The organism is Streptomyces sp. (assembly GCF_036566765.1).
Taxonomy (GTDB): Bacteria; Actinomycetota; Actinomycetes; order Streptomycetales; family Streptomycetaceae; genus Streptomyces.
On sequence record NZ_DATCVQ010000391.1, the window covers coordinates 1 to 12,319 of the forward strand.

Genomic DNA, 12,319 nt, shown 5'->3' on the forward strand with positions numbered 1-12,319 from the left:
GGTGGATCGCGGGCGGATCCACGGGACGGCGGGGTTCTCTGCGAGCAGCCAGTCGACCTCGTCGGCGAAGAGCTCGGTGAGCCGCCCTGTGTCCCCGACCAGTCGGGCGGCAAGGAACTCCTGCACGACGGCCCGGGTGGCCTCTGCTGTGGAACTCGCGGTGGTGGCACTGAACTTGACGGTCATGGTGCTCCTCGTGACTGCGGGCGGGATCCCGACGGGGGTCCCGTCGATGTGTCCTGATCCTGCAGGTGGAAGGCAGGACGGTCGATTACCTCGGGGGTAATGAGCGGCCCGTGGAGTTGGGGCGCACCTTCCTCGGACGACGCTTACACCCAGTTCTGCCGTCACAAGAGTTGAGCCAGGGCCAGTTTTCTGGTTCTGGCTCAACTTCTGTGAACCCGTTGCAGAGCGTTACCGGTGACGCCCCGGTGGCGTCCACGTGTGGGTGATCGTGCAGGCTGGCTTGATGGCCAGTCGCGTAGAGAAGTACCTCGCCCATCTTGATCGGCTCTCTGGGGGGCGTGGGCCGCGGTTCTTCCCAGTCGAGTCGACCAAACAGGGGCTGCGTGGTGTGACACCGCCGGCCTCTCCCGCCCTTGGAACTCAGGCGTCGTTGAAGGCCTCGTGAACCGGATCAAGATGCTGAAGCGACAGATGTTCGGCCGCGCGGGATTCGAGCTCCTCCGCAAACGCGTCCTGCTCGCCAAGTGACCTGTCACCAGGTCTGATTCGGCTACCTGTGTTTCTCGTCGATCCTCCGGGGCCTCACGCCGAGGATCAGATTCTCAAAGGCGTGCGGCATTGCCCCGAAGCTGGCGACCCAGCCCTCGACCAGGTAGATCTCACTGCGCTCATCGATACCGAGAAGGAATCGGCCGTGATCCAGGGCGTGTATCGAAAGTATTTTCTAGGAGATCGTCAGGCTGCCCGGCTACGGTGCGGGCATGGTGAATTTCGTGCTGGTTGCAGGTGCACGGCTCGGGGCGTGGGCGTGGGGCGAGGTGGTGCCGTATCTGCGCGCGGCTGGCCACGGCGTCTATCCGTTGACGCTGTCCGGTCTTGCTGACAAGCAGGGTGTACCGGCGGGGCAAGCGACTCATGTCCAGGACATCGTTGCCGAGGTAGAACGCCAGGGTCTGCGTGACGTAGTCCTGGTGGGTCACAGCTACTCGGGCATCCCGGTAGGTCAGGCCGCGGAGCGGATCGGTGACCGACTGGCCCGCGTGGTATTCGTCGACTCAAGTGTTCCAACTGACGGCGAGTCGTTTGTCTCCGCCTGGCCGGACGGCGGGGCGGCAGTGGAGGCATCGATCGCCGAGAACGGAGGGTTTTGGCCGCTCGCGCCAGCTGCTCATTACGACGGCGAGGGTCTCACCGATGAGCAGATCGCACGCCTCGTGCGTGGCTCGACGCCTCACCCAGGTGCCACTCTGACCGAGCCCGCTGTGCTGGCGGGGCCGCTCGGTGAACTTCCGGCGACATACATCCTGTGCGTGATGCCGGGGGCCGAGCCAGACGATGCCGAGCCCGACGAAGATGTGGCCGAGCTGCTGAACAGCAAGCGCTGGCGGCTGGTCAAGATGGACACCGGCCACTGGCCGATGTTCTCCCAGCCGCGCGAGCTGGCGCAGATTCTCCTCAATGCTGCCGTGGAGTGAGAGCACCTCCATGCCTGCGGGCTGGTTTTGGACGCGCTTGATGTGTGCTGGTCACAGCCATTCGCCGATGGCCGCTATGAGGACGGTCGCCTCATAGCGGACCGCTAGCTTGTCGTATCGCGTGGCGACGGCGCGGTACCTCTTGAGGCGGTTGATCCCACACTCGACCGCGTGGCGCTCACGGTAGTCGACTGGGTCGAACTTCGGCGGCCGGCCGCCGCGAGAGCCGCGTTGCTTGCGGTGGCGCGCCTGGTCGACCTTGTTCGGGATGGTGCAGCGGATCCCCCGGCGACGCAGGTAAGCGCGGTTCTTGCGGGAGGCGTACGCCTTATCAGCACGCACCCGATCAGGACGGACGCGCGGCCGGCCCGGCCCGATGCGGGGCACCCGGACCTTCCTCAGCACGGGTTCGAACTGCGGCAAGTCGCCGCGCTGCCCGGCCGTTACCACGATCGACATGGGCTTCTGGCCCTGCTCGACGGCCAGGTGCACCTTGGTGGTGAACCCGCCGCGTGAGCGTCCCAGTCCATGATCACGGGGCTCGGTGAAGACACCACCCGGCGGTTCCTGCTGAAGGTCACCCTGCTTCCGGGCTCCAGCCGCGTGCTAATGGGCGCGGCACACCGTGGAATCGACGCTCAGATCCCACACGATCGCACCCTTCGCATCAGCCAGGTACTGGAGCCGGCTGAAGACCCGGTGCCAGGTGCCGTTTCGCTGCCATCGGCGGAACAAGTCGCAGATCCGGCCCCACGGGCCGTACTCGACGGGCACGTCCCGCCACGGAACGCCCGTTCGGACCCGGAACCGTATGCCGTCGATCAACTGCCGCCGGGGCCAGACAGGCGGCCGCCCCGCCTTCGTCCCCAGCGGAGAATGCTCGCGGATCCAACCAAAGGGGTGGGGATGTCGGACTCGGCGACGCAGGACGAAGCACACTGGATCATGGTGGTCGGCGGCGAGCCGGTGGGCCGCCTCTGTGAAACCACCGCGGACCAGCCATGGATCAGGTGCAGATTCGAACCACGCGACTACTGGCCGAATCGAGCGAACGACACGAACGCGGCGCTGCCGCGGCTCCGGGCATGAGCGGTTGCGGTACAGGAGCACTCGTGGAGAGCGGTCGGTCCTGGTGGCTGGCTGCAGGTGTCAGCGGGGACCGGTGTGAAGCGGGAGGGGGAGCGAGGGGGTTGATTCCGCGTCGCGGAGGCCTTGGGTGGTGACCCGGGAGGCGAGTGGGATCGCGGCGAGGGTGAGTCCGAGGGCCGCGGCGACGAAGGTGGCTCGGATCCCCAGGCCGCGTCCGATCAGGCCGCCGGTGAGAGCTCCGAGGGGAACGACGCCCAGGACGATCAGGCGGTAGGCGGCGGTGACGCGGCCGAGGAGTTCGTCGGGGACTGCTGCTTGGCGCAGGGTGCTGACGACGATCTGGTTCAGTGAGCTGGCGAGAGCGGCGCCGAACATGGCGGCCAGGGCCAGGGGTGTGTTGCTGCCCAGTCCGAGGACGGCGTAGCCGGCGGCCGGGGTGAGGGCAGCGAGCCAGGTGGTGGGGCCGCCTCCGATGCGGGGCACGACGTGTTCGGCGAGCAGTGAGCCGGCGATCGCGCCGGCGGCGGGAACGGCGATGAACAGGCTGTAGCTCGACATGGGCAGTTGGTACGGGCCGGTGATCAGCAGGACGAGGACTCCGCCGGTGGCCGCGCTGAAGAAGTTGATCGCCGCCGAGATGAACGCGACGCGGCGCAGCAGGGTGTGGTGCCAGAAGTAGGCCCATCCGGAGCGGATGTCCTGGGTTCTGGTGGTCGGGTTCGGGCGGTGGTGCTCGTGATCCTCGCTGGTCGGGCGCAGTGCGGGCAGTAGCAGGGCTGCCAGGCCGGCGAGGGCGAACACGGCGGCACCGGTGAAGAAGGCCGCGGATGCCGCGAGCGCGAACAACGCTGCGCCGGCGGGCGGTCCGATGAACGTGTTGATGACGGACTGAGTCGCGAAGAGTCTGCCGTTGGCGCGTTCGAGCTTCTCGCGGGGCAGGAGGCGGGGCGGGATGGCCAGGGCGGCGTTGTCGACCATTGTTTCGGCGCAGCCGGCGAGGAACACCGCGGCGTAGAGAAGTGCGATGTGGTGCCATCCGTTGGCCAGGGCGAGGGCGAGCAGCGCGAACCCCGCCGCGCGCAGCCAGTTCCCGGCGATGAGTATCTGGCGTCTGTCCATGCGGTCGGCCATCGCGCCGGCGGGGAGGGTGGCGAGCAGCCAGGGCAGAAACTGCGCCACGGTCATGCCCGCCACCACGAGCGGGTCACGGGTCAGCGTGGCGACGAGCAGCGGTGCGGCGGCCTGCAACACCCCGTCGGCGAGATTCGAGGACGCTTGGGACGCCCACAGTGCGGTGAACGGTCGGAGGCTGGCGGCAGGCACGAGTGGACTCCCGGACGGTGATCTCATGGGTGATTGGCTGATTGGGAATGATGCCAAGAGGATCACCTCACATGCAATAATGGTTTTGCCTGTGAGAGTCGCCTCGCAGGTACGAGTGCCTTCGCCGGCGAGAGGAGCTGATGGTGAGGTTCGGCCACATCGCGGGTGACCGCATGCTCGACCTGGTGAACACCGTTGCCTGGCGGCTCGGCGGACCCGAACGCGTCGAGGCCCTGAAAAACTTCTCCGATGTCGTCGAGTGGTGCGTTGAATCCGGCCTGATCAGTACAGATGAGGCTGCGGCCCTGCTCGAGCGCGCCAGCCGGGACGACGTCCGGGCCGAGCGGGAACGGGAACAGGTCATCGAAGCGCGCGAGAGGGCCTACGGGACTCTCTTCGGCAACGACCCCGAGGCCGCCGCAGGCCTCGCGAGCATGTACCGAGCAGCGATCGCCACAGCCGACCTGGTCCACACAGGCGACCGCTGGCAATGGCAAGACCGGGACGTCGACCTCTCCCTGCCCCGCAATCGCATAGTCCGCGGGCTCGTTGCTCTCACGCAGCGCGACGGCCTCGACCGCCTCCACCAATGCGAAGACGCCAAGTGCGGCTGGGTCTACCTCGACACATCACCGCGGCGGAACCGCCGCTGGTGCAATACGAAGGACTGCGGCGACCGCAACCGCGCCCGCGCTTACTACGCTCGACAGAAGGCGAAGAGCCACCAAGCCTGATGCGCTCAACACCCTTGATTACGGCTGAACCTGACGTGCGGGACGAGCGAGGTGATCGCACAGGTCACGATGGCGAAGGCGGCGCCGCCGTAGTTACCGCGGAGGAGCAGGCTGAACGGGAGCGGCAGTAGCCCGCCTCCGAGGCCGCCAAGAACCAACCCTGCGACAAGGGATGAAGCGATGACATTGCATTCCGATGTGGCCGAGTTGCTGGCGGGGGCCGGCATCGTCGACGTGGACGTCGACGATGCCGTCGCGGACGAGCACGTCCGATCGTCCGCGTACCAACACGTCGTCTCGGTGACCGCTTCCTCGCGGAGCCGCCACCGAGACCGCGCGATCGTGGCCACGATCCTGCGCGACCCCAACGAGATTGCGTCCAAGACGGCGGTAGTCGCCCTCGTGGACAGGATCGCGATGAAGGTGACCGGTCCTGCCGAGTTCCGGGTTTGGTCGGCCGAACTACTGCCGGAGATCGACCAGCTCAAAGCGGAGGGGTACCGCGAGTTCATCCGCCGCCGTATCCACGACTGGCTGTTCTACCTGTCCGTCAAGGACGGTCACGTGCCGACACCGGCCGCGTTGGCGGAGGTCACGGACTGGATGCAGCGCGTCCTCGCCGAGGAGTCGACGTCGCCGGCGGTACTCGCCCTGCTCGCCGAGTCAGCCAACACCAAGAAGACACGGAACATCGCGAAGAACCGATCCGGATTCTCTACGGGCTGACCTGGGTGCGTTCGGCGAGGGCCTCGGGCCGTCCGACAGTTCTGCCCACGTCGTAGCGGGTGGCGGGGTGCCGGTTCTTCGAGCCGAGCAGCCTGCCGGGGCCGGGCCGGTTGGGTTTCGGCGCACGGGCCGCACAGGGCAAGTTCGGCTGAGGATCGACCAGATGCCTTCGACGGGGTTGAGGTCGGGTGTGTAGGGCGGCAGGTGGTAGGCGGTGACCCAGTCATGCGCGTCGATGAAGGCCCGCATGCGGCGGTCTTTGTGGACGTTCAAGTTGTCCCATACGAGGACGATCGGTCCGTCGAGCTGCTGGTGGGCGGCGATGAGGAGGTCGCGGTACTCGGTCCAGGCGAAGCTCTTGCGGCCGCCGCTCTTGTGATCGGTATGCCGTTTGGGCCGGTGGACCAGGCGGGAGCGTTCGCCGGGTGTGTAGCAGCACAGGGCTGCGATGGAGAAGCGGTGCTGGGAACGGCCGCGGACCCGGATGACTGGAGTGGTTCCGCGTTTCGCCCAGGTACGTGAGGTCGGCGGCGTCATCGAGAATCCGGCTTCGCCTTAGAAGACGAGCCAGGCTCCGAGCGCCGCCGCGGTGGTTCCACGTGCGGCCGCACGTCCTTCACCCAGCCGGCTACGGCTGTCTCATCACGCTCGACGGCCCGGCGGGCCGGAACCTGATGACTCCAGCCGTGCCGTCGCAGCATCTGGGAGATACCCGACAACGTCATGCTCTCGTGGAAGCGCCGGCCGATCAGGGTCTTGATCCTGGCCGGCGTCCACCGTTGGTCCGGCCAGCCGTGAGCGACCGGGCCTTTGCCCCAACTCCTCCTCGAGCACGGCGAACAGCAGATCGCTCAGCCTCGGCCGGGACGCCGGACCACGTGAGCGCAACGCATCCTGTCCCGCCCCGCGCCAGACCCGCCGCCACCGCTGAACCGACCGAACGCTGACCCGTAACTCCTTCGCGATCTCGGTACTGCCCCGCCCGGCGGCGAACATCCCAACCGCTTCCATCCGGACCCGCTCACGGAATGCTTGCCTCTCCGCGGTCAGACCCCCACCCTGCGGATACCTCATACCTCCGGCGTACGCGACGATCACCAACCGTCAGCCCTACGACAACCCGCCTTCAAGGTCAGTAACCGCTGTCGACACACAGGAGAGTTCCATGTGATCTGCGCCACCGGGGCGCTCGGCTTGCCCCGCCGATACGATGGCACCATGCAGGGCCACAAGGTGGTCGCACTCCTCAACGACCCGCACTCCCCGTTCGAGCTGGCCTGTGCCGCAGAGGTTTTCGGAGTGGCCCGGCCTGGCCTCCCTCAGTACTACGACTTCGTCGTGTGCACCCACACGCCTGGGCTCGTCAAAACCACCCTCGGTCATTCGGTGCTGATCGAAGAGGGCCTGACAGCCCTGCGTACGGCAGACACGATCATCGTCCCCGGATGGGAGCCGGCCGGGGGGACGGTGGCCAGCGAGGTACTGGAAGAGCTTCGGGTCGCGCATGGCCGCGGAGCGCGCATCGCCTCGATCTGCACCGGCGCCTTCGTCCTCGCCCAGGCCGGCCTCCTCGACGGGCGCCGAGCCACAACCCACTGGCTGCGCACGACAATGCTCGCGGCCAGATTCCCTGACATCGATGTAGAGGCCGACGTTCTCTTCATCGATCACGGGGACGTAGCCGTCAGTGCAGGCAGCGGCGCCGGCATCGACATGTGCCTGCACTTGGTTCGTGGCGACCACGGCGCCGGCTATGCGGCGCAGGTCGCCCGCCATATGGTCCTTCCCCCTCACCGCGAGGGCAGCCAGCTCCAGTACGCCGTGCGTGAGACTCCCGCAGCGGACCGAGCAGACGAATCCCTGGCTCAGCTGCTGGACTGGGCCGTCTCGAGATTGGACGCCCGCCTGACCCTTGACGTCATGGCCGACCACGCGGGGATGTCGAGCCGCACCCTCGCGCGCCGCTTCGCCGAACAGCTCGGCATCAGCCCAGGACAGTGGCTGCTCGCGAAGCGACTCGACGCAGCGCGCACTCTGCTGGAACAGACGGACCTCTCGGTCGAGGTCATCGCCACCAGAGTGGGACTGTCCTCGGCGGTCAACTTGCGACGTCGCTTCAGAACGGCCTTCGGCACAACTCCCGGGGCGTACAGGCGGACATTCGCGGCGCCCGCGCGCGCGTCCGTCTGAACCCCCAGTACCCGGGGCTCACGGCAAGGCAGTTGAGGCGATCCGCCGCTGGCTGCGCGCCGCGGCTGTCGGCACGCTCCGGCGGGATAAGTCAGAGGGCTGCGGGGGCCGTGATGTCCGCGTCGACCTTGCGGTAGGCGTCCTTCACGCGGATCCGGTCGCCTTCGAACGTGAACAGGTCGCAGCCACGGACCTCATGAACTACACCGGATTCGTCGGTGTGGACGTAGGACCACTGCGTCGCGCCCTGATCACCGGTGATGAACGCTGTGCCGCCGGGCCGGGATTCGTAGCCCTCGTCGAAGGCCATCATGAGGGCGAAGCCCCTGCGTACCTCGTCGGAGCCGCGGAAGGTCGTTCCGGGTTCGGCTCCGACGGAGGCATGGAAGACGCAGTCCTCGGTCATGAACTCCATGAGCGCGTCGAGGTCCTTGCGTCGCCACGCATCGCCGAATCGGGCCAGTCGCTCAACCGTCATGCCCACGATCAGACCGTCCCTTCGAAGTTTGCGTTCAGATACGCAGCGACGTCCGGGCCCTGCGGATTCGTCAGCACATGGGTGAGCCACGCCCTGCGTTCGAAGTCGGTGACAGCGAGCTCCCAGACGCAGCCGATGGCCTGCGACGCGTGATGCCGCAAGCTGCTCGGCTCGTCCAGGGGAGCGGAGAACATCTGCTGATGGATCTCGTTCTCTCCCTGCCACCAGTCCACGAGCGTGAAGCAGTAGTCGGCCGCGTCGTGCGCGATCACGAAGCCGATGCCATAGCGGCCTTCCGCGCGAGGCGCGGGCAGCACGGAAGCAGCCGCCTGCAGCGACGCGGTGATCAGGTCCTGACGCGCGGCAGCGGAGTGTGCGCTGATGCTGTACACCTTCAGGATCCAGCCACGGACCGTCGCGGTTCCTCGGAAGGCGATGGAACGAGCGCGATGAGGTCCTCGAAGGGATATCTCAGCCTGTCGGGAGGTCATGTGGGCCTTTCTTCAGTCCGAGCGGCACCTGCCGGCGTCAGGCGCCTGTTGCCGTCAGAGGTGAATCCGCGTTCCGGAGGACCCCGATCAGGTCATCAGCCTGGGGGCTCGCGCAGCCGAGGAGCCGTCTCGGACGACCTCACCGGTCAGATTGCCATTGGCTCCAGAGCCGAGGAACACCACAAGCCCGGCAACGTCGTCCGCGGAAGAGAGCCGACGCGTGGGGGTATGGGACGCGAGTGCGTCGATGACGGCCCGGGGAACAGGCGGACGACTGTCCGTGAGTGTGAAGCCGGGCGCCACGACATTCACGAGGATGCCATCGCGGCCGGCTTCCCAGGCGAGGCTTCGAGCCAGACCGTGCAGGCCCGACTTGGCTGTGCCGTACGGGCCCGGACCCGGCAGGCCCTCCTCGGCGATGCCCGAGGAGATCAGCACGATGCGACCCCAATTGCGCGCCCGCATACCAGGCAGGACTGCACGGACCTGCGCCGCTGCCCCGACCAGATTGGCATTGATCATGGTCTGCCACTCATCGAGCGGGACGTCCTCGAATCGGACGCTCGCGTCCGGCGGGCCGGCGCTGCTCCAGCGAACGGCGTTGGCCACGAGGATGTCGATACCGCCCCAGTGGTCGGCGACGGCGGTCACCGCCTCCTCCACAGTGCCCAAGTCCTCGAGGTCCAGAGGCACCGCCAACGCCTCGCCCCCCTCGGCCTCGATGGCCGAGGCGACCTGCAGCGCCTTCTCGCGGCTGCCGCGATAGGTGAGGGCGACCCGTGCCCCTTCACGTCCGTACGCGCGGGCGGTAGCGGCGCCGATGCCGCTGGACGCGCCGGTGACGAGGGCTACACGCCCCTTGAGTTCGGTGTCCATGTGCGAGGTCCTGTCTGCGCAGTCGATAGGAGCGTCGGCGGGCCGATCTGCCCGGCCTGCCTGATGCCAGGTCGGAGGCTGCGCTAAGGCCTGTCCGGCGGATCATGGCCGGGGTCGCGGCGACCCTGATCCGCCGGACAGGCCCTAGCTGCGGAGGAAGTCGTGCAGGCCGTTGAGCAGTCGTGTGACGTCGCTGCTGTCGTTGTAGGGGGACAGTCCGACTCGCAGGCCGCCGGCGCTGCCGAGGCCCAATCGCTTCGATGCTTCGACGGCGTAGAAGGATCCAGCGGGGGCCTGTACAGACCTTGAGGCCAGGAATCGGTAGGCGTCTTGGGCGTCGCGGTCCGCGAACGTCAAGAGCGTGGTGGGGGTGCGCTCCTGGGCTCGAGAGTGCGAAGTGACCGCTTCACCCAGTTCGAGCAGTCCGGCGTCGAGTTGAGCGCGCAGGACCTGCTCGTGCTTGCTGATGAGGGCCATCGCGGCGACGAGGCGACGGCGGCGGTGAGTGGTCGGGGACTTGGCGCTGAGGTCGGCGATGTAGTCCACCGCGGCTCGTGTCCCGGCGAGCAGCTCGTAGGGAAGTGTGCCGAGTTCGAACCTCTCGGGTACCGCATCGCTCGACGGAAGGAGTTTGTCCGGCTTCAGGCTGTCCAGGAGAGCAGGTCGACTCGCCAGCACTCCTACGTGGGGTCCGAGGAACTTGTAGGGGGAGCACACGAAGAAGTCCGCTCCCAGCGCCGCGAAGTCGACCGTGTCGTGGGCGGCGTAGTGGACGCCGTCGACATACAAGAGCGCTCCAGCCTGGTGGACGAGGCGAGCGATCGCGGCGATGGGAGGTCGTGAGCCGATCAGGTTCGAGGCTGCCGTGACCGCTACGAGGCGGGTGCGCTCAGACAGGACGTCGCTGATGTGCTCGACGGCGAGTTCGCCCGTTTCGGGGTCGAAGTCCGCCCACCGCAGCGTGACGCCCTCGCGTGCCGCCATCTGCTGCCAGGGACGGATGTTGGCGTCGTGGTCGAGACGCGTGACGACCACGTCGTCGCCGGGTTCCCACGTTCTGGCCAACGTGCGGGCGAAGTCGTAGGTGAGCTGTGTCGCGCTTCGCCCGAAGACGATGGCCGACTCCTCCGCCGCGAGCAGGTCGGCCATGGCCCGCCTGGCTTCGCTCGCGCCGCCGGACACGATCTGGTCAGCGTTGCGCTCGCCCGGCGTGACGGTGCCGCGGTTGGACAGCGGCTGGGCCAGAGCCTCCGCCATGGCGTCGATCACGGACGCGGGCGTCTGCGTTCCGCCCGGTCCGTCGAAATGCGCGATGCCGGCCTTGAGGGCAGGTATGGATGTGCGGACGGTGTCGATGTCGAACATCGTGGACGCTCCGGCTGTGGGTACGGAGGCACGGCGCGCCCATGGGGGCGCGCGGCCGGTGGTGCGAGGCGGAGGCAGAGCGAACGCCTTCAGCGGTCTGGGAATCGCGCTGGGGAGACTCCGGCACCGCACCAGGGCCAGACATGCCGCTGATGGCGGTCGGCCTTTGAAGGAGAGGCGCAGGGTGAGCAGGCCAGGTCAGGTGGCTCCGGGTGCCGCCTCCTCGTTCCAGAGCGAAGCGCCGACTGCGTGCGCCTCGCGACCGGACCAGATGGCCGCCGACGGCGCGGAGCAGATCACTCCGCCGTCACGGTCGACGAAGGCCGCATGGCTCCCAGGCCCCAGCCCAGGTGCCAGGCACGGGCCCGGTCTCACGCCAACCGGCGAAAGCCGGGTCCGTGCTTCTGATGCGGTCAGTCGGACAGAATCGACAAGCCGATCATCTGCGCGCCGATCTCGGTCCGCGGCCGGTGACTGCTTCCTGGGGCGAAGACGACATAGGTTCCGGGGCCGTGGCGCTCTTCGCCTTCGATCACCTCGCCGCTGATCACGTAGTAGCGCTCCTCGCCAGAGTGCTCGTCGACGGCCGGCCACTGCGTCCCGGGCGCGAAGTCGATCAGCCAACCGCCTGCGTACTCGGTGACCGGCAACTGCCGACGCATGATTCCGGGGGCGACCTGCCTGTATTCGAGGTCGTTGACGTTGACGACGGTGGTGAGGGATGTGGAGTCGGTGCTGTCGCTCATGAGCTCAGGATCGTTCCCGCCCGCCCTCGCGGCCTAGAGTCCAGAAAGACACCTGTGGGTACTTTCCTGCCATAGGCGTTGCGGCCTTCGCAGGCGATCGTGGTGAGTGCCCATAGCTGTGCGGGTCAGCCGAGAAACGCCGCTGACAGCACTGCCGAACGGCTGGGGTGGACTGGGGAAGTGACTCGGGGCCGGCCGGCAGTTCCCCACCGCAGCGGGCTCAGCCTGGTGAGGCTGAGCCCGGGGCGATTGTGGAGTCGGTGCGCAGGAGCGGGTGACGGGAGGTGTTCAGACGGCCCGAAGAGAGGACCAGGTCTCGGGTCCGACGATGCCGTCCACTCGCAGCCCGCGCACGTCCTGGAAGTAGACGACCCAGCTCTCCGTACGTGGTCCGAAGACGCCGTCCACCTGCAGCGGGGTGCCGCCGTTCCAGAGGTTGATGATGCATTGGACTTCCTTGACCCGGTCGCCCCGGTCGCCGCGCCTGGTGGTCGCGTTGCCGCTGTAGTAGCCGCAAGCGCCTGCGGCAGTGGCGGCCGAAGTCGGGGCCGGGGCGTGGGCCATGGCCGGGAGCGAGGAGGCCGCGATCACAGCGGCGCCGGCGACTGCGCCGAGAAGGTAGGTCATGCGTCGAATACTC

The 12,319-nt window shown here is 67.6% G+C and carries 11 protein-coding genes and 3 pseudogenes; 4 read left to right on the forward strand and 10 right to left on the reverse strand.

Features of this window, described 5'->3' with window-relative positions:
- Positions 1–186 (reverse strand): annotated as a pseudogene (locus tag VIU94_RS22975) (nuclear transport factor 2 family protein); the annotation flags it as partial.
- Between the two features lie 761 nt (positions 187–947).
- On the opposite strand from VIU94_RS22975, the gene VIU94_RS22980 reads away from it, so the two are divergent.
- Entirely contained in the window at positions 948–1,661 is a 714-nt protein-coding gene (locus VIU94_RS22980; protein ID WP_331913751.1) for an alpha/beta fold hydrolase, read from the forward strand.
- A 51-nt stretch (positions 1,662–1,712) separates the two neighbouring features.
- Here VIU94_RS22980 and VIU94_RS44760 read toward each other — a convergent pair.
- Together VIU94_RS44760 and VIU94_RS22995 are read right to left on the reverse strand one after the other, a co-directional pair.
- Positions 1,713–2,588: pseudogene (locus VIU94_RS44760) on the reverse strand (IS5 family transposase).
- Positions 2,589–2,810: 222 nt separating this feature from the next.
- Positions 2,811–4,073 carry an MFS transporter gene (locus tag VIU94_RS22995; protein WP_331913753.1) on the reverse strand — a complete coding sequence of 421 codons (1,263 nt, stop codon included), beginning with the start codon at positions 4,071–4,073 and terminating at the stop codon, positions 2,811–2,813.
- Positions 4,074–4,246: 173 nt separating this feature from the next.
- Here VIU94_RS22995 and VIU94_RS23000 point away from each other — a divergent pair, with 173 nt between their 5' ends.
- Together VIU94_RS23000 and VIU94_RS23005 are read left to right on the forward strand one after the other, a co-directional pair.
- Positions 4,247–4,807, forward strand: a complete 561-nt coding sequence (locus VIU94_RS23000; protein ID WP_331913754.1) for a CGNR zinc finger domain-containing protein — start codon at positions 4,247–4,249, stop codon at positions 4,805–4,807.
- 180 nt (positions 4,808–4,987) lie between these two features.
- Entirely contained in the window at positions 4,988–5,533 is a 546-nt protein-coding gene (locus VIU94_RS23005; protein WP_331913755.1) for a hypothetical protein, read from the forward strand.
- A 144-nt stretch (positions 5,534–5,677) separates the two neighbouring features.
- On the opposite strand, the pseudogene VIU94_RS44900 reads toward VIU94_RS23005, so the two are convergent.
- A pseudogene (locus tag VIU94_RS44900) lies at positions 5,678–6,607 on the reverse strand (IS630 family transposase); the annotation flags it as partial.
- Between the two features lie 144 nt (positions 6,608–6,751).
- Here VIU94_RS44900 and VIU94_RS23020 point away from each other — a divergent pair.
- Positions 6,752–7,723: a helix-turn-helix domain-containing protein gene (locus VIU94_RS23020; RefSeq protein ID WP_331913757.1), complete on the forward strand. Its 972-nt coding sequence runs from the start codon at positions 6,752–6,754 to the stop codon at positions 7,721–7,723.
- 91 nt (positions 7,724–7,814) lie between these two features.
- On the opposite strand, the gene VIU94_RS23025 is transcribed toward VIU94_RS23020, so the two are convergent.
- The 6 genes from VIU94_RS23025 to VIU94_RS23050 all read right to left on the reverse strand — a co-directional run.
- Positions 7,815–8,201, reverse strand: a complete 387-nt coding sequence (locus VIU94_RS23025; protein WP_331913758.1) for a nuclear transport factor 2 family protein — start codon at positions 8,199–8,201, stop codon at positions 7,815–7,817.
- 8 nt (positions 8,202–8,209) lie between these two features.
- Positions 8,210–8,593 (reverse strand): hypothetical protein, encoded by a 384-nt coding sequence (locus tag VIU94_RS23030; protein ID WP_331913759.1) that lies wholly within the window; start codon positions 8,591–8,593, stop codon positions 8,210–8,212.
- 186 nt (positions 8,594–8,779) lie between these two features.
- Positions 8,780–9,568: an SDR family NAD(P)-dependent oxidoreductase gene (locus tag VIU94_RS23035; protein WP_331913760.1), complete on the reverse strand. Its 789-nt coding sequence runs from the start codon at positions 9,566–9,568 to the stop codon at positions 8,780–8,782.
- A 144-nt stretch (positions 9,569–9,712) separates the two neighbouring features.
- The gene (locus tag VIU94_RS23040) at positions 9,713–10,933 is read right to left on the reverse strand and encodes a cysteine desulfurase-like protein (RefSeq protein WP_331913761.1); all 1,221 of its coding nucleotides are present in this window, start codon (positions 10,931–10,933) and stop codon (positions 9,713–9,715) included.
- A gap of 413 nt (positions 10,934–11,346) precedes the next feature.
- The gene (locus VIU94_RS23045; protein ID WP_331913762.1) at positions 11,347–11,679 is read right to left on the reverse strand and encodes a cupin domain-containing protein; all 333 of its coding nucleotides are present in this window, start codon (positions 11,677–11,679) and stop codon (positions 11,347–11,349) included.
- Between the two features lie 288 nt (positions 11,680–11,967).
- On the reverse strand, positions 11,968–12,319 hold a 352-nt coding region (locus VIU94_RS23050; RefSeq protein ID WP_331913763.1), incomplete at its 5' end, for a peptidoglycan-binding domain-containing protein.

Bases quoted from the DNA above. Each gene is read 5' to 3' on its own strand.
- VIU94_RS22980 (WP_331913751.1), top strand. From the start codon at position 948: ATGGTGAATTTCGTGCTGGTTGCAGGTGCACGGCTCGGGGCGTGGGCG.
- VIU94_RS23000 (WP_331913754.1), top strand. From the start codon at position 4,247: ATGCTCGACCTGGTGAACACCGTTGCCTGGCGGCTCGGCGGACCCGAA.
- VIU94_RS23005 (WP_331913755.1), top strand. From the start codon at position 4,988: ATGACATTGCATTCCGATGTGGCCGAGTTGCTGGCGGGGGCCGGCATC.
- VIU94_RS23020 (WP_331913757.1), top strand. From the start codon at position 6,752: ATGCAGGGCCACAAGGTGGTCGCACTCCTCAACGACCCGCACTCCCCG.
- VIU94_RS23025 (WP_331913758.1), bottom strand. From the start codon at position 8,201: ATGACGGTTGAGCGACTGGCCCGATTCGGCGATGCGTGGCGACGCAAG.
- VIU94_RS23035 (WP_331913760.1), bottom strand. From the start codon at position 9,568: ATGGACACCGAACTCAAGGGGCGTGTAGCCCTCGTCACCGGCGCGTCC.
- VIU94_RS23040 (WP_331913761.1), bottom strand. From the start codon at position 10,933: ATGTTCGACATCGACACCGTCCGCACATCCATACCTGCCCTCAAGGCC.
- VIU94_RS23045 (WP_331913762.1), bottom strand. From the start codon at position 11,679: ATGAGCGACAGCACCGACTCCACATCCCTCACCACCGTCGTCAACGTC.